This window comes from Acetobacter sp. JWB (genome assembly GCF_003323795.1).
GTDB classification, from domain to species: domain Bacteria; phylum Pseudomonadota; class Alphaproteobacteria; order Acetobacterales; family Acetobacteraceae; genus Acetobacter; species Acetobacter oryzifermentans.
The window spans coordinates 1,846,417-1,862,569 of sequence record NZ_CP030871.1; the positions used below are offsets into that span (position 1 = coordinate 1,846,417).

The window sequence follows — 16,153 nt, forward strand, 5'->3', positions numbered from 1 at the left end:
CGTCCTTATCCTTGGCCACCACGGCGTGACGGTGGTGGTGTAGTGCCCGGCACAAACCCAAGGGTTCGGAAGGTTTCACGCATATGCGGCGGCAATTCGGCACTTACGGTTAAGCGCCCACCAGCCGGATGAGGCATATCCAGCATACGAGCATGCAGATGCAGCCTATCTGTAAAACCGGAAGGATGTGCAGCCGCCCCACCATATTTGGGATCACCCAAAATAGGCGTACCTAAAGACTCGCAATGCACACGTAACTGATGCGTACGCCCGGTAAGCGGTGAAAGCTCCAGCCAAGAAAACTTGCGCGCAGCCGAATCCAGCACTTCGTAAACAGAACGTGCAAATTGCGCATCGGCATCTTTGCGGTCTGCCGCCACGGTTATGGAACCGGGGCCTGCACCCAAACGCGCCAATGGCTGGTCTATTTCACCCGAAAGTGGGTCAGGCCGCCCAACCACAACCGCCCAGTAGATTTTTTTTACATCCCGGCCACGGAAGGATGCGGCCAGCTTGGCAGCCACACCGGGTGTGCGAGCTAACAGCAGCAAGCCGGAAGTATCTTTATCAATCCGGTGCACCAGCCGTGGGCGCGGGTCATCTTCTTCCCGCAGGCCATCCAGCATCATATCAATATGTTTGGTAATGCCGGGGCCACCCTGCACGGCAAGCCCTGCGGGTTTGTTAAGAACAATAACGTGCTTGTCCTGATACACCACCATCTTGCGGATTTCGCGCGCCAGTTTTTCATCCAGCGGGCGCGGCACATCTCGCGCGGGTTTAGCGGCCATGGGTATAGGGGGCACACGCACCGTTTGCCCCGGCTCCAGCCGAGTAGAAGCTTCTACCCTTTTGCCCTCAACACGAATCTGGCCTGTGCGGCACAGTTTTTGAAGCGCCCCCTGCGTAAGATGCGGGTAATGGCGGCGAAAATAGCGATCCAGACGAATACCATCTTCGTCTTCGCTTACGGTACGATTGACAACACTCATGCGCCGATATTCACGACTAACGCCGATCCCGCAAGCGGGACCACGTTTCTAGCCTGTGACGAACCTCCCGTTCATAGCCTCTGCCCGTTGGATTATAGAAGTTCTGCCGCCTCATACCGTCGGGAAAATAATTCTGACCAGAAAAGCCTTCTTCCGCATCATGATCATACTGATAGCCCTTACCGTAGCCGATATCCTGCATCAGCTTTGTGGGGGCATTTAGAATATGTGCAGGCGGCATGAGGCTGCCTGTGGCCTTGGCGGCACGGCGCGCAGCACCATAGGCTTTATAAACTGCATTGGATTTGGGGGCTGTGGCCAGATGTACCACAAGCTGAGCCAAAGCCAGCTCCCCCTCTGGTGAGCCTAGGCGCTCATATGTTTCCCACGCAGCCACAGCCAATGGCAGGGCGTGTGGGTCTGCCATGCCTATATCTTCTGCGGCAAAGCGTGTCATACGGCGGGCCAGATAACGTGGGTCTTCCCCCCCTTCCAGCATACGGGCAAACCAGTAGAGGGCCGCATCCGGATCTGATCCGCGCATGGATTTATGCAACGCGGAAATAAGATTGTAATGCTCTTCCCTATCCCGATCATACAAAATGGCGCGTTTTGCCAACAGGCGGGAAAGTGCCTGCGCATCCAGCGGCTTTTCTGTTTTCAGGCTTAAAAGCTGCTCCACCATGTTCAGCAGATAACGACCATCACCGTCCGCCATGGCGCGGAGGGTTACGCGTCCATCTTCCGTAAGCGGCAAGGGTCGGCCTGTTTCTTCTTCCGCCCTTACCAGAAGGGCTTCACAGGCAGGATCATCCAGCCGGTTCAGCACCATGACCTGACAGCGAGAAAGCAAAGCCGAGTTAAGCGCGAAGGAAGGATTCTCGGTTGTAGCGCCTACCAGCACAACGGTGCCGTCTTCCACAACAGGCAAAAAGCCATCCTGCTGCGCACGATTGAAGCGATGAATTTCATCTACAAACAGCAGTGTGCCACCACCAGCTTCTGCTTGCCTGCGTGCGTTCTCGAACGCTTTTTTCAGATCCGCCACACCAGAAAACACGGCAGAAAGCTGCACAAATTTCAGCCCCGCAGCTTGGGCCAACAGGCGCGCGATAGTGGTTTTACCTACACCCGGCCCACCCCACAAAATCAGACTGGCAAGAGAACCACGTTCGAGCATACGCGTTAGCGCACCCTCTGGCCCCAACAGGTGCGCTTGCCCTACCACATCTTCCAGCCGCTGCGGGCGCAAACGGTCGGCCAATGGCTGTGTGGGCGCTGGCTTTTTACGTGCGTCCGCGCTTCCCCCCTGCGATGGCTCAGGAGAAAGCCCAAAAAGATCATCACCCATTATCGGGGGCTCACGCTCTGCGGCCATGGCCTGCGTGCCTCACTTTAATCTGTCTCAATCTGTATGAATATATCGGCCCGCACGGCAGCTTTTTCCAGAAGAGAGGAGGAAAAAGCTGCCCTCAACACAGTTTAATCGTTCTCTGCTGGCAGTACGAAGGTGCTGGCTGGAATATCTGCGCCTGCATGCACATCAAACAAGGTTACGCGGGTTTCCCGCCCCTGCGCATCCAGCACACTCCATGATCGCAGAGCAACTGGTGTTTCATAAAAAACCAGTGTCAGACTGCCATCACCGGGAGAAGACGTGCGCACAAGCGTTACCTGCACCAACCCGTTATCATGCTGAAAGCCCGTAACTGTTACGTCATCTGTCAGGCTCACATGGGGGCGCAGCAAAAGGCCCAATGGTGTGCGCTCAATGGGAATAACCGTGGTTTGATCCAGTTGGTTATCCCGGAACACAACCTTCCCGCCATTTGCCACCAGAAGCAGTGGGGATGGTGGATCATACGCCAAGCGCATCTGGCCGGGACGCTTCATCCATACGGTGCCGGTGGTGCGCTTTCCCTCTGCATCCAGTTGCTGAATACGGGCCTGAAAGGTTTTGGATTGGTTGAGCGCCTGCTCAATCCTCTTCAGCCATGCTTTATCTGATGCAGAAAGCGCCACTGCAGCCGGTGCGGAAGAAGGTGCCACGGGAATAGCCGTTTCACCGGTATCGTCCTGTGCGTAAGCTTGGCTGCCAGCCAGAACCAACCCCATAGCCGCTGGCAGAACAGCCCGGAAAATGGATTTCATGAACGTGGTTTCTTTCATATGAAACATGCAGGCTTATACAGCTATCAACCCAGCAACGAGCGCCAGCGCTACGGCCAAGCCAATTTCTCGATTAGCCCGAAACTGAGCCAAGCACAAAGCGGGGCTTGTGGGGTCTACCTTAAGGGCCTGTTGCCACAACAATATGGCAGGCACCACCAAAGCCACCCAAAACAACAGGCCAACCCCCGCCAAAACAGCCGCCACAGCCAACAAAACAAGCATCAGCCCGTAACAGGTGCCAATAAACCCACGCGCCCGACCCACCATAAGGCGAGAGGTGGATTTTACACCAATACGGGCATCATCTTCCATATCCTGAAAGCCGTAGATGGTATCAAACCCCAGTTGCCAAACGATGGTTGCCGCATACAAAGCTGCCTGCGCCCAAGATAAATGCCCTGCGGCTGCCGCATACCCCATGGGGGCGCCAAATCCAAAGGTAAAGCCCATGACAAGCTGTGGCCACCACGTAAACCGCTTGGCCAATGGGTAAAGCGCTACCAACAGCAGGGATGACACACCCAACACCCACGAAAGGGTGTTCAACTGCACCAGAACAGCCAAGCCTGCCAGTAAAAGCAGCACCAAGAACAGTGTCGCCTGCTTCATGCTCAACGCGCCAGATGCCAGTGGCCGCCCCGCTGTGCGCGCCACTTGCCGATCTATGTCCCTATCCCACATATCGTTTACAACGCAGCCTGCGGCCCGCATAACAAGGCTGCCAATGCCAAACAGCACAATCAGCCGGATACGCTCGAAAGTAGCAACGCCCTGAGGCAGCAGAATGCCCCACATGCCCGGCAGCCATAAAAGCCACGTACCTATGGGCCTATCCAGCCGTGCAAGCAAAGCATAGGCCTGCAATGCTGGTGGTAGATGGGCAATCCACCCTGTAATGCGGATATCTGTATGGCTAGAAGAAACTGACACGGCTGCTCACGTATCCTGTTCAGAAAGGCATATGGTGTTAAGGGCTGGTGTTCTATGCCACAAAGCGGGAATCACTTACACCTTTCAGCTTAGACAGACCCGGTAACCATGGTTGTAACAGATGCCACAGCGCACCTTCCGCGCCTTTACAATGCTCCAGAAACGTTGGGAGACGCCCAAACAGGCCTAACTCTGCCCATCGCGCCAGATCAGGCCCGCTATCTGGGCACCGTGCTGCGCAAAAAAACTGGAGACCATGTGCGCATCTTCAACGCAAAAAGTGGAGAATGGCTGGCCCGCATTACGGAAATCCGGAAGGACAAAGGTTTTTTTGCGCTAGAACACCAATTGCGCTCCCCCACGCCACAACCTGCTTTGGTTCTGGCTTTTGCCCTATTAAAGCGTGATGCCACAGACTTGGCCTTGCGCATGGGCACGGAACTGGGTGTCACGCACTTTGTGCCCCTTATAACCGAACGCACCAATACTCACCGCATCAACCCAGACCGCCTGCACGCCATCGCCACCGAAGCCACGGAGCAATGTGAGCGCTTTGATGTGCCACACATAGAGTCCCCACAGTCATTCACAGATTTTCTGGCAAGCTGGCCACAGGAACACCGCCTGTTTGCAGCCATAGAACGTGGAGAGAACCGGGCAATACATACCCCCGCGCTGCTACCCGATGCACATGCAGGTGATGGTTTTTTAGTTGGCCCTGAAGGTGGCCTAAGTGATAGAGAATGTCAGATGATGCTGAAATATTCCTGCATCACCCCAATATCCCTAGGCCCGTTGGTGTTGCGGGCTGATACAGCCGTTGCTGCTGGGCTTGCTCTTATAGGCTGTGGCTTGCGTTCGGCTGCGGTTTTGTCACAATAACGCTTCCATATCTTCGCTTTGCTGGCGCAGAGTGCAATTTCTCTGTTTTTCAAGGATCTGTGATACCCCATGTCCAACCCCGGCGCATCAGATGAAACCCCTGCCCGCACCGTTGCACAGCTGGCCGAAGTGCTTGCGCAGGGATGCAAGCCGCGTGACGCATGGCGGATTGGCACGGAACACGAAAAATTCGGCTTTCTGCGTCCAGAATCCGTAAAAGAAGGGCAGAAAGCTTATTCTGCTCCGCCTTATGCCCCCAATGGTATTGAAGCGCTGCTCAAAGGTCTGCAAAAGTTTGAGCCGGATGATTGGACATCTGTTCTCGATAACAACAACATCATCGGCCTGAAAGGGCGTGGTGAAGCCGCAGGGGCTGCTATTTCCCTTGAACCTGCTGGGCAGTTTGAACTTTCTGGCGCGCCTTTGCGCACGTTGCACGAAACAGCAGAAGAACTGACAGCCCATTTTGATGCTGTACGCCCTATTGCACGTGAACTTGGGCTGGGGTTTGCCCCTTTGGGCTTCCACCCCACTGCCACACGGGCAGAACTGCCGTGGATGCCAAAATCCCGCTACGCCATTATGCGTGAATACATGCCCAAAGTTGGCTCAATGGGTTTGGACATGATGCAGCGTACCTGCACCGTGCAGGTTAATCTGGATTTTGGGTCTGAGCAGGACATGGTGCGCAAAATGCGTGTTTCCATGGCGCTACAACCTGTAGCTACAGCCCTGTTTGCCAATTCTCCTTTTGTAGAAGGCAAGCCCAACAACATTCTTTCCAACCGCGCGCAGGTCTGGACAGATACAGACAACGCCCGCTCCGGCATGCTGGCATGTGTGTTTGAAGATGACTTCAGTTTTGAACGCTATGTGGAATGGGTGCTGGATGTGCCCATGTATTTCATTATGCGTGATGGCAAGATGCGCAACGTGGCGGGCCGCTCCTTCCGCGCATGGATGAATGGTGAACGGCAGGATGGTCTGGAAGATGTAACCCCCACCATTGGGGATTTTGAAGACCACATTACAACAGCCTTCCCCGATGTGCGGCTTAAGCAGTTTTTGGAAATGCGTGGGGCAGATGCTGGCTCACCTGAAATGATGCTGGCTCTTTCCACTTTGTGGACAGGCCTGCTGTATGATGATGCAGCCTTAGAATCCGCTTGGGAACTCGTTAAGTCTCACCCGTGGGAAGACTACGTGAAACTGCGGGATATTGTGCCACTTATGGGGCTGGATACGCCTTGGGGCGAAGGCACAGTGCGCGATCTGGCCGCACAAATGATTGCCATTGCCATGGACGGCCTACAGGGACGAGACATGACGGATGAAAGTGGGCAAACGGAATGGGTTTACCTCGCCCCCCTCACCTCTTTGGTGGCTGGTGCCCCCACACAGGCCGAACGTTGGTTGGAACGTTATTACGGCGCATGGATGGGTGATGTAAACCGCATCTTCCTAGAAGCTGAAGTCTGAACGACCGCACATAATACGACCAATAAAAAGCAGCCTCAGGCTGCTTTTTTTGTATTCAGAAACAAACGGCTTGCACTTAACGTGGCGGCAAATAACGCAACACATCCGGCCATAAGCAGGCATTTTTGCGTGGCCCCATGCACAAACCACGTAAAAAAGGCCGCAACCCCCATAGCCCCCAAGGTCTGCCCAGCTTGGCGCGCAACCTGCACCATACCACTGGCCCCGCCCGCGCGGTTATGAGGTGCAGCCACCATCATGGCCCGATTATTGGGGGGCTGAAAAAAACCAAACCCCCAGCCTGCTACACCGGTACGCCATGCAATATCCCACACAGAAGGATGAGCAGGCAGCAGCCACAACAAAAAGAACCCCAATGCCGTTGTACTCAGCCCGATGGAAGACAACACACCAGCAGAAACCTTATCCGCCACCCGCCGGATAAGCGGAGCAGCGCACATAATGCCTAACGGCCAAGGGGTAATCAGCAAACCCGTTGCAGCCGAACTAAGGCCAAGAGTGTTGTGCAACGTAAACGGCATGGAAACGATATAGAAATTAGAGGCCACAAAACCACAGAACCCGGTGATAAAAGCCACTGCAAATTCTGGATTTTCAAGCAGATCAACCGGCAAAATTGGTTGCGGAGCTTCTGCCTCACGCCGCACCAGCAGCACTCCGGCAGCAAGCCCAGCCAGAAGCAATGCACAGGAAATGGTTGTGTTTTGGGAATGCGCCAGCCCATCTCCTCCCATTACGGAGGCACCAAAAGCCAGCATACACAATATGCTGCCTGTAATATCCAACTTGCCAGAAGTGCGCGGTACTGTAGGCAATGCATAAAAAGCCATGCCCAAGGCCAAAGCCCCAAACGGCAAATTAATCCAGAACAGCCATGGCCAAGACCCAATAGTGAGAATAGCCGCAGCAGCCGTAGGGCCTAATGCCACACCAAGCGCTACCACAACGCCATTAAGGGCAATGCCGCGCCCTATTTCTGCATGCGGGTAAATAAAACGCACCAGCGCGATATTCACACTCATAATACAGGCGCCGCCAATGCCCTGCAACACGCGCGCACCCGCCAAAATAGGCAAGCTGGTGGCCGTAGCACAGAACAGGGATGACACCATGAAAATGATAATCCCAACCTGACAAAGCCGGGCAAACCCTACCCTGCTCCCCAATGCTGCCAACGGCAGAAGAGAAACCAGACTGGCCATCTGATAGGCATTTACAACCCAGATGGATGAAGATGAGGATGCGTTTAAATCTCGCGCAATATCGGGCAGCGCAACATTGGCAATGGCGTAATCCAGCAATGCCAGAAAAACAGAAAGCGCCACAGCCAGCATGGCCATATTGCGGGCAGCTCCATGCAGCCCATCCACCACGGGTGCTGACTGAGAAGTGGGGAGCTGTGTCATGGAACAAAACGTCCTTCTGCCTGCAAGGCGTTACTTACCTGCTTTTTCTGGGAAACCAGAACGCACGCAGGCATGATTCTCCCACCCACCTTGCACAGCCAATGTATGAGCCGCAGCCTCGCACGCCAGTTCAGACGCCATAGGCAAAACAATATGGGCACTACCTGATGCAGTGCCCCATGCAACAAGAAACCATGCAGCAATCATGGAGCCTATGCTTTCATCCTCATCTTGTCAGAACAGTATTATAGTGGCTGCCAATACTGCTCTGACGAGAAGGCGAGACGACACCTATCAGATCAAGAATCTGCGTAAGGGTTTTTGGTGCCGCGCGTTTGCAGGCGGATAGGCACTCCCGGCAGGTCAAACGTTTCACGCAGGCCATTTACGAGATAGCGCTTATAATCATCCGGCAGTTGCTCTGCCCGCGTACCGAATATGACAAACGTTGGCGGACGAGATTTAACCTGCGTAATATACCGCAGCTTCAACCGACGCCCCTGCACCAATGGCGGCTGATGGCGTTCCAGCATTTCCTCAAACCAGCGATTGAGGGCACCTGTTGGCACACGTGCGTTCCATACTGTCCATGCATCACGCACTGCGGGCAGCAGCTTGTGAATGGAAGCCCCGGTGAGTGCAGAAAAAGTAACAACTGGCACGCCCCGCATCTGCGCCAGAGAAATGCTCAGGCGGTCCAGAATAGCATTGCGCGTGGCTACCCGATCCTGCACGGCATCCCATTTATTCAGGGCCAATACGCAGGCACGGCCTTCACGTTCAATTAAGCGGGCAATCTGCAAATCCTGCTCATGCACACCCAATGTAGCATCCAGAACCAGTACGGCGACTTCTGCCATTTTCAGCGCTTCGATAGCAGCCGAAACGGACATTTTTTCCAGAGATTCATCAATGCGCGCTTTTTTGCGCAAACCCGCCGTATCTACAATTTCAAACGTATCATCGCCATCTCGCAGCGTTACGGCAATGGAATCTCGGGTTAGCCCTGCTTCCGGGCCGGTAATCATACGTTCTTCACCCAAAAGGGCGTTCATGAGGGTAGATTTACCCGCATTGGGCCGCCCCACAATAGCCACACGCAGCGGGCCTGTAGGACGCGGAGGTTCTTCCCCTTCTTCTACAGCAAAATCATCTTCTGCTTCGATTTCAGGTTCTGCCTTATGCTCCGGCTCTGCGGGCAGCCTATCAGCAATTTCCCACATCAAATCGGTCACACCTTCACCGTGTTCGGCAGAAAGCGCCAAAGGCTCACCCAAACCCAGCGCATAGGCTTCCATTGCAGAAGCCGTGCCAAGCCGCCCTTCGGTTTTATTGGCAACCAACAGCACAGGCCGGTTCTGACGCCGGATCCACTGCGCAAAATGCTCATCCGCTGGCGTAATACCGGCGCGCGCATCTACACAAAACAGCACCAAATCTGCTTCACGCACAGCGCTTTCAGAAGAAAAGCGCATCCGTCCAAACAGGCTGTCGGGGGCAGCTTCTTCCAAGCCGGCTGTATCAATCAACCGCACATAGCGCCCACGAATAAGGGCTACACCTTCCTTGCGGTCTCGGGTTACGCCGGGCGTATCCGCCACAAGCGCCTGCCTACGCCCGACAAGGCGGTTGAACAGCGTGGATTTACCAACATTTGGCCGACCTGCAATAACAACAACAGGCATATCCCCCGTAGGAAGCGGCGGAGGTGGGCGCATAGATTTGCGGCGATCAGCCATAAGAGCAAAGGTTCCCGTCGTTTGTCACGATCAGCATTTGGTTATCTACGATAATTGGCGGCACGAAAGAAACGGCATCCATGCTGTCTACTGATATAATTGCACCTGTTGTCGGGTTAATCCGCACCATACCATTTTCTGGCAAAGAGCTTAGACAAACCAGTTCGCCGCCCACCAGCATGGGGCCAAACCAGGTTACGATATCTTTGTGCACATCCACGCGCCGGAAGCGCCGCAGTTGCGTAATCCAACGCACATGGCCGGAAAGGCGGTCAATACATGCAATCTGCTGATCTAGCGAGACCACAAAAAGCCAATCCCCCACGCAAAGCAGGCTGTTCTGGCTGGCAACCGAGCGTTCCCACACACGGCGGCCTGTGCGGATATCAATAGCAGCCAACACCTGCGCCATACTAACGGCATACACAATGCTATCAACAATAACAGGCAAGCCACGCACGCAGGAAAGATCCAACGTACTGGCCTGACTGTTGACGTTGCCCATCATGTCACTCCAGACAACCTCACCACTTTCCACTCGGAAAGCAACAAGATCACCCCCACCAAACCCGGCTACCACAATGCCGTTATCTACAGCAGGAGCAGGCTGGCCAAACACGGTGGTTTCCACAGATGTAGCAGTATATGCCCACAACTGGCGGCCTGTGGCGGAATCCAGCGCAAAAAACCGCTCATCAATCGTGCCAAAGAAAACCCGCCCGCCAGCAACTGTTGGGGCAGAACGGCCCGGTGCGCCGTTGGTGGTTTTCCACTTCACTTTGCCGGTTGCCGCATCCACCGCCATGGTTTGGGAAATGCCATCTACAATGTAAACAACACCGCCATCTACAGCCAAACCGCCGCCCATATTGGCAGAGTAAGACTTTTTGGGCCGTGGGTTATACGTCCAAATATGGCGCATACCGGGCCAAGAAAAAGCCCGCACAACACCTTGGGCATCCATAACAAACAGGCGACCATCCTGCACAACGGGTGGCGCAGGAATAAGCCCGCGGCCCAAAGTGCCAAGTGCAGCCCATGCCATGAAATCTGGCTGAGAGATACCGGCCCCGATATCCTTGCTCCACCTTTTATGCAGGCCGCCCCACGCATAATTGCTGCCGGTATGGGCCGAAACACGCCCACAAATAGGCCATTCTGAAACACTCATAGGGGCAGGTATTGTAATGGGCGTATGATCGTCCGGATCAACCATCAGCCCAGAGCCGGAAGATAGAATATCCGTGCGGTGCCCAGCCAGAATGGGCTTTCTATCACTCTCAAACATAGTGCACCCAGCTAACGCGGGGGCCAAAGCGGCCCCTCCCAATAGGGCACGGCGTGAAAGTCCGGAACGTCTGGTTGCGCTGGATTTCTTGTTGCTGCTCATTCTACTAGCCTGCTGTCGGATCAAGGGCCTGCATCATATCCTGCGCCCGGTTGCGTACGCCCTGAGGAACATCCTGCGCAGCCTGTAGCGCTGCAAATTTCTGCCGCGCCTCTGCCACATGTCCTTCGCGCACATCCAGAACTGCCAAGGCTTCCATGGCCAAACCATTCCAAGGCTTACCTTTGCCAGTAAGCAGCGCAAGGCGAGAACGCAGCGTAGCGGGCTCTCCCGTATCCAACTGTTTTTGGCACCACAGCAAGGTTGCCAGATCACGCAGTGCAGAATCCGCATTGGGGTCCTTCTGCACGGCATCCCATGCGGCCAGCGCCCCTTTTACATCACCCCGCGCTGCCTGCACGCCCCCTTCCTGCAAACGGGCCAGAACAGCCACACCTTTTGCATCGGAAGATGCTAATTTCTGCAACGAGGCCAAGCCCGCCTGCGCGGTAGTGGTAAGATCTACCGTGCCTGAAGAAGGAATTGAGGGCAGATGGTCTGTCTGCCGCAAGGCCGTAAGATACGTTCCTGTGGCTTCCAACGCCTGAGATTTCTGGTTGGAAACATGCCAAGACCACGCACCAATGCCTGCAAGCACGGCCACAACCAGCCCAAGGCCAGTACCGGCATAGCGCTTTGCTGCCATACGCAGGCGCTCGGCCTGCATTTCCTCATCAACTTCCTTGAAAAGATCCTCTGCCACGGTCTGGCCTGTTCCTGTCTGCTGGCGTTCTGCCTGACGGCTTTGTGTTACCGTCTATCTGCCTCAGCCGGGGGTATCATACAAGTCATACAGGCAATCAGCCTGATGGCGGCTCTTTTACTGCTGTACCAGAAAAACAGCCGCCCTGCCGAAAACTTTAGTGCTCTGCCTTCTGTAATTTGCTGCCACCAGCCTTGAGAGCCGTGGTTAACTTGGTGAAATTACCAGCAATACGTTTTTGCACGGTGCTGCTGCCCTCATGGATATGGGCAATTTTTTCACGCGCTTCGTTGCTAATAGCTGTCTCTTCCTTAACGGCAGCCTTGGCTACACAGCTATTATAGGTGCGTGCTGCTTTTTCGTACGCACTTACCTTATCAACGCTAGCGTTATATTTATCAACGGAAGACACTTCTACAGAAGGTGCAACAGGTTCTGCGCCACAGGCGCTGGCTGTCCACATCTTGTCTCCTGCCTGAGCAGGCAGGACAAGTATGCCGCACAACTGCGCCGCTGCAAGCCCGGCGATAAGATAAAAACCTTTCCTAATCATTCCTGTATCCCCGATTCAGAGCAGAGATATTTTTCTGCCCAGTTTATAACTCTATTATCAGCAAACGCTTCTTGCACAGGCAGCGCAAATGTCCACACCTGCGTGCACTGGGTTGGAAAAAAAACCGGAAGACAGTATAGGCGCGATAATGCGCATTCTTTTCATCACGGCTACACGTCTGGGCGATGCCGTGCTTTCTACAGGCCTGCTGGCATATCTGCACCAACGCTGGCCAGATGCGCGGTTCACCATAGCATGTGGGCCTGTTGCTGCCGGGCTGTTTAGTGCGTTTCCCGGACTCGAACGCACCATTGTAATGGAAAAACGTCCCTATGATCTGCACTGGTTTGATCTGTGGAAAGCCTGCGCACCTTTGAAATGGGACATCACGGTGGATCTGCGCGGTTCTGCCGTTACTTTTCTTTTACGCTCTGGCCGACGGTTTATTATGCGCGGAGGCCGCCGTGCAGGCGCACGCATTACACATTTGGGAAGCACCCTAAACCTTTCCCCCCCTCCGCTCCCTACTGTTTGGGTCAGCCCGGCTGATCGCGCAAAAGCACAGCACATTATTCCTGATACCGCGCCCATTATTGCCTTAGGCCCTACGGCAAACTGGACAGGAAAAATCTGGCCAACAGAGCGTTACCTGCCCTTGTGGCAACGCCTTTGCGCTGCATACCCACAGATTCGGCCTGCCATTTTCTATGGCCCGGGTGAGCAGGAAGCTGCGCTGGCGCGCCCTGTTCTGGAAGCTTTGCCCCATGCCATTGATGCTGGAGGCCATTTTTCCCTTACGGAAGTTGCTGCCATGCTGGCTCGTTGCCGCCTGTATATTGGCAATGATTCGGGTTTGATGCACTTGGCTGCCGCAGCGGGCACACCCACTTTGGGACTTTTTGGACCATCTCGTGCATCGGAATACGCACCTTCTGGCAAAAATGCGCGCTGGATTGCCGCCCCCGGCCCAGAGGGTGAAGCCCCCATAGCCGGGTTGGATGTTGCAGATGTGGCCACAGCAGCGCTCTCCCTTCTTAAGGAAACCGGCATATGATGAATGGTACTGCCAACAGGCTGAGCTCGCAGCCCTTGAAAGTTGCGCATATTATGGCCGGTGCCCCCACAGGCGGGGCAGAACTGTTTTTTGAGCGCCTATGTATTGCACAGGCTGCCGCCGGGCTTTCTGTTCTGCCTGTTATCCGCACCAATCCGGAACGTAGCCAACGTTTACGTGCAGGCAACCTTACGCCGGTGGAACTGCCTTTTGGCAACATGCTGGATATACGCACCCGCATGGGCCTGCGCTCTGCCCTTAAAGAGTTTTCTCCTCGCGTTGCCGTTGCATGGATGAACCGTGCCGCACGCTTTGCCCCCCAAGGCAATTGGGTGCTGGCCGGGCGGTTGGGGGGATTTTATGATCTTTCCAATTATCGCCGTTGTTCTCATCTTATCGGCAATACGCATGGGCTGGTACGCTGGATGCGTGAGCAAGGCTGGCCCACCAACGCCGCGCATTACCTGCCTAATTTTGCCACAGACCTTGCTGCCACACCGCCTGTATGGCCCACATTTTTGCCGCAGGGTACGCCCTTCCTATTGGCATTAGGGCGGCTACATAAGAACAAGGCTTTTGACGTTCTGATCCGTGCCATGAAGCATGTGCCTCATATTCCACTTGTTATTGCCGGAGAAGGGCCAGAGCGCGCAGCGCTGGAAGCGCTTGCCCAGCAGGAAGGTGTAGCTGAACGCGTATTTATGCCCGGTTGGGCCAACCAACCCGGAGGCCTGTTGCGCGCCTGTTCTGCCATGATCTGTCCTTCCCGGCACGAGCCATTGGGCAATGTTGTGATTGAAGGATTTTCGGCCTGCAAACCGGTTATTGCGGCTGCCTCTCAAGGGCCAAGCGAACTCATCCGTAATGGTGAAAACGGCCTCCTAGCTCCGGTAGAAGATGCAAATGCTCTGGCAGCACAGATCTGCACTGCACTGGAAACACCAGACCTAGCAACCCGTATGGCGCAGGCCGGCCGCAGGGATTATGAAACAACCTATGCTGTCACACCCGTTTTGGATGCGTGGCATAAGTTTTTGTCCACGGTGGAGGCTGGGTAAATGTGCGGCATTGGGGGGCTGATTTATACGCCCGGCACGCAGCCATGTTCCGAATCGGTTCTGGAACGTATGGCGCAGGCCTTAGGCCATCGTGGCCCCAATGGGATACATATTGCCCGGTTGGGCCGTGCAGATATGGTGCATACACGTTTAGCCATTATTGATCTGGAAGGTGGAGACCAACCCTTAACCAGCGGTGATGGTACACTTGTTGCCAATGGTGAAATCTATAACGACCCACAAATTCGCCAGCAGATCGGGCCAGAGTATTTTCAAACCGGGAGTGATTGCGAATCTCCCTTGCTTTTATGGGAGCGTAACGGATGCACCTATACACGCGGGCTGCGTGGCATGTATGCCATTGGGCTGTACGATAAAGCCCAGCAAGAACTCCTGCTCTCGCGCGATCCATTTGGAATCAAACCACTTTATTTTACCGAATTTTCTGGCGGCATTGCCTTTGCATCCGAGCCTGCCCCTTTAATCGCCTCTGGCCTTGCCCCGCGCGCCATTGCTCCTGCTGTGCGCGATGAACTGCTGCAACTTCAGTTCACCACTGGGTGGGAAACAATCTTTCCCGGTATTCAGCGCGTTATGCCGGGAGAAACCTTGCGCATTAACCAAGGGCGCATTCTGGACAGGCAACGGCAATCACCCATTCCGGCCCACGCGCCTTTATTTACCTCTGAGGCCGAGGCTCTGAACCATCTTGATACAGCCTTGATGGACAGCGTGTATGCGCATGAGCGTGCAGATGTGCCATTTGGGCTGTTTCTTTCTGGCGGAATAGATAGCGCTTGTCTGTTAACGGCCATGAGCCGTCTCCCCCGCACCACGCCTTTACGCACATGGACAGCTATTTTTGATGCGCCGGGTGCAGCGGATGAAGCGGATGCCGCCAGCGCATTGGCCAAACACGCCCGCACAGAGCACGAAACTTTGCGCATTACAGCAGATATGGTGTGGCAGCACCTGCCTGCCATTGTGGCCAGCATGGATGATCCGGTTGCGGATTACGCCATTATTCCAACATGGTTTTTAGCCCAAAAAGCTGCACAGGACGTTACCGTTATCCTTTCGGGTGAAGGGGGGGATGAACTGTTCTGTGGTTATGGACGTTATCGCTCTGCCAGCCGCCCTTGGTGGAAAGGCAAACGGCGCATGTGGCGGCGTGGTATTTTTGATAACATGAATATTCTGCGCCACCACCCAGCCCATTGGCGTGATGGTATAGCGGCTGCAGAAATGGCCGCCGCAGATGCCTCAACACCGCTTTCCCGTCTGCAAGCTGTGGATATTGCAGAATGGCTGCCAAATGATCTGCTTATCAAGCTGGATCGGTGCCTTATGGCGCATGGGGTAGAGGGACGCACACCGTTGCTGGACCCCATTGTGGCCCAAACAGCATGGCGCCTGCCCGATTCCATGCGCCTATGTGATGGCAAAGGGAAATGGCTTTTGCGCAAATGGTTACAACGACACAATTCTGCTGCACGCCCCTTTGCCCCCAAGCAAGGCTTTACTGTGCCGATTGGCACATGGATCCGGCAAAAAGGTACGCACCTCGGAGACCTGATGGCGCGGCAGGAATGTATTGCAGAAATTGCCCGACCAGACCGTGTAAAAGCCCTATTTCGCGCAGCAGATAACCGCAGAACGGGTGCAGCCGCATGGACACTTTTGTTCTACGCTTTGTGGCATCGGACACATATTCGCAATCTTCCGCCAGAAGGCGATGTGTTTTCCGCCCTAAGTCAGTAAGGTTTGAACAGTTTCT

Annotated in this window: 15 protein-coding genes; 5 read left to right on the forward strand and 10 right to left on the reverse strand. The window is 54.8% G+C overall.

The window, feature by feature from the left end; translation table 11 throughout:
- Window positions 1-5: 5 nt before the first annotated feature.
- The 4 genes from DS739_RS08745 to ubiA all read right to left on the reverse strand — a co-directional run bounded on the left by DS739_RS08745 (window position 6) and on the right by ubiA (window position 4,094).
- Window positions 6-992, reverse strand: coding sequence for an RluA family pseudouridine synthase (locus DS739_RS08745; RefSeq protein WP_006116490.1), 987 nt, complete (start codon window positions 990-992; stop codon window positions 6-8).
- A gap of 16 nt (window positions 993-1,008) precedes the next feature.
- Entirely contained in the window at window positions 1,009-2,370 is a 1,362-nt protein-coding gene (locus DS739_RS08750) for a replication-associated recombination protein A (protein WP_006116489.1), read from the reverse strand.
- A gap of 104 nt (window positions 2,371-2,474) precedes the next feature.
- Window positions 2,475-3,170 (reverse strand): outer membrane lipoprotein carrier protein LolA, encoded by a 696-nt coding sequence (locus tag DS739_RS08755; protein ID WP_006116488.1) that lies wholly within the window; start codon window positions 3,168-3,170, stop codon window positions 2,475-2,477.
- 6 nt (window positions 3,171-3,176) lie between these two features.
- Window positions 3,177-4,094: a 4-hydroxybenzoate octaprenyltransferase gene (ubiA, locus tag DS739_RS08760; protein WP_006116487.1), complete on the reverse strand. Its 918-nt coding sequence runs from the start codon at window positions 4,092-4,094 to the stop codon at window positions 3,177-3,179.
- A gap of 108 nt (window positions 4,095-4,202) precedes the next feature.
- Between ubiA and DS739_RS08765 the strand changes: the two genes are divergently transcribed.
- On the forward strand, window positions 4,203-4,976 hold the full coding sequence (locus tag DS739_RS08765; protein WP_006116486.1) for a 16S rRNA (uracil(1498)-N(3))-methyltransferase: 774 nt from the start codon (window positions 4,203-4,205) through the stop codon (window positions 4,974-4,976).
- Window positions 4,977-5,045: 69 nt separating this feature from the next.
- On the forward strand, window positions 5,046-6,455 hold the full coding sequence (locus tag DS739_RS08770) for a glutamate--cysteine ligase (protein WP_006116485.1): 1,410 nt from the start codon (window positions 5,046-5,048) through the stop codon (window positions 6,453-6,455).
- 35 nt (window positions 6,456-6,490) lie between these two features.
- On the opposite strand, the gene DS739_RS08775 is transcribed toward DS739_RS08770, so the two are convergent.
- The 6 genes from DS739_RS08775 to DS739_RS08795 form a co-directional block, all read right to left on the reverse strand.
- Window positions 6,491-7,882: an MFS transporter gene (locus DS739_RS08775; RefSeq protein ID WP_006116484.1), complete on the reverse strand. Its 1,392-nt coding sequence runs from the start codon at window positions 7,880-7,882 to the stop codon at window positions 6,491-6,493.
- A 30-nt stretch (window positions 7,883-7,912) separates the two neighbouring features.
- On the reverse strand, window positions 7,913-8,089 hold the full coding sequence (locus tag DS739_RS14180; protein WP_006116483.1) for a hypothetical protein: 177 nt from the start codon (window positions 8,087-8,089) through the stop codon (window positions 7,913-7,915).
- A 92-nt stretch (window positions 8,090-8,181) separates the two neighbouring features.
- Window positions 8,182-9,600, reverse strand: coding sequence for a ribosome biogenesis GTPase Der (der, locus tag DS739_RS08780; protein ID WP_035350637.1), 1,419 nt, complete (start codon window positions 9,598-9,600; stop codon window positions 8,182-8,184).
- Window positions 9,601-9,613: 13 nt separating this feature from the next.
- Window positions 9,614-11,011 (reverse strand): PQQ-binding-like beta-propeller repeat protein, encoded by a 1,398-nt coding sequence (locus DS739_RS08785; protein WP_035350609.1) that lies wholly within the window; start codon window positions 11,009-11,011, stop codon window positions 9,614-9,616.
- Window positions 11,012-11,015: 4 nt separating this feature from the next.
- Window positions 11,016-11,711, reverse strand: a complete 696-nt coding sequence (locus tag DS739_RS08790; protein ID WP_035350607.1) for a tetratricopeptide repeat protein — start codon at window positions 11,709-11,711, stop codon at window positions 11,016-11,018.
- A 157-nt stretch (window positions 11,712-11,868) separates the two neighbouring features.
- Window positions 11,869-12,264 carry a hypothetical protein gene (locus DS739_RS08795; protein WP_006116480.1) on the reverse strand — a complete coding sequence of 132 codons (396 nt, stop codon included), beginning with the start codon at window positions 12,262-12,264 and terminating at the stop codon, window positions 11,869-11,871.
- Between the two features lie 148 nt (window positions 12,265-12,412).
- On the opposite strand from DS739_RS08795, the gene DS739_RS08800 reads away from it, so the two are divergent.
- From DS739_RS08800 to asnB, 3 genes are read left to right on the forward strand one after another with little or no spacing between them, the layout of a single operon-like run.
- Entirely contained in the window at window positions 12,413-13,318 is a 906-nt protein-coding gene (locus DS739_RS08800; protein ID WP_035350635.1) for a glycosyltransferase family 9 protein, read from the forward strand.
- Window positions 13,315-14,376, forward strand: coding sequence for a glycosyltransferase (locus DS739_RS08805; protein ID WP_006116478.1), 1,062 nt, complete (start codon window positions 13,315-13,317; stop codon window positions 14,374-14,376). Before DS739_RS08800 ends, DS739_RS08805 begins: the two co-directional genes overlap by 4 nt.
- Window positions 14,377-16,137, forward strand: a complete 1,761-nt coding sequence (gene asnB, locus DS739_RS08810; RefSeq protein WP_006116477.1) for an asparagine synthase (glutamine-hydrolyzing) — start codon at window positions 14,377-14,379, stop codon at window positions 16,135-16,137.
- Window positions 16,138-16,153: the final 16 nt, after the last annotated feature.

What these genes read in the sequence shown, in the direction of transcription:
- DS739_RS08770 (WP_006116485.1), top strand. Translation starts at nt 5,046, where the DNA reads ATGTCCAACCCCGGCGCATCAGATGAAACCCCTGCCCGCACCGTTGCA.
- DS739_RS08795 (WP_006116480.1), bottom strand. Translation starts at nt 12,264, where the DNA reads ATGATTAGGAAAGGTTTTTATCTTATCGCCGGGCTTGCAGCGGCGCAG.
- asnB (WP_006116477.1), top strand. Translation starts at nt 14,377, where the DNA reads ATGTGCGGCATTGGGGGGCTGATTTATACGCCCGGCACGCAGCCATGT.
- DS739_RS08805 (WP_006116478.1), top strand. Translation starts at nt 13,315, where the DNA reads ATGATGAATGGTACTGCCAACAGGCTGAGCTCGCAGCCCTTGAAAGTT.
- DS739_RS08765 (WP_006116486.1), top strand. Translation starts at nt 4,203, where the DNA reads ATGGTTGTAACAGATGCCACAGCGCACCTTCCGCGCCTTTACAATGCT.
- DS739_RS08745 (WP_006116490.1), bottom strand. Translation starts at nt 992, where the DNA reads ATGAGTGTTGTCAATCGTACCGTAAGCGAAGACGAAGATGGTATTCGT.
- DS739_RS08750 (WP_006116489.1), bottom strand. Translation starts at nt 2,370, where the DNA reads ATGGCCGCAGAGCGTGAGCCCCCGATAATGGGTGATGATCTTTTTGGG.
- der (WP_035350637.1), bottom strand. Translation starts at nt 9,600, where the DNA reads ATGCGCCCACCTCCGCCGCTTCCTACGGGGGATATGCCTGTTGTTGTT.
- DS739_RS14180 (WP_006116483.1), bottom strand. Translation starts at nt 8,089, where the DNA reads ATGATTGCTGCATGGTTTCTTGTTGCATGGGGCACTGCATCAGGTAGT.
- DS739_RS08785 (WP_035350609.1), bottom strand. Translation starts at nt 11,011, where the DNA reads ATGAGCAGCAACAAGAAATCCAGCGCAACCAGACGTTCCGGACTTTCA.
- DS739_RS08775 (WP_006116484.1), bottom strand. Translation starts at nt 7,882, where the DNA reads ATGACACAGCTCCCCACTTCTCAGTCAGCACCCGTGGTGGATGGGCTG.
- DS739_RS08755 (WP_006116488.1), bottom strand. Translation starts at nt 3,170, where the DNA reads ATGTTTCATATGAAAGAAACCACGTTCATGAAATCCATTTTCCGGGCT.
- DS739_RS08800 (WP_035350635.1), top strand. Translation starts at nt 12,413, where the DNA reads ATGCGCATTCTTTTCATCACGGCTACACGTCTGGGCGATGCCGTGCTT.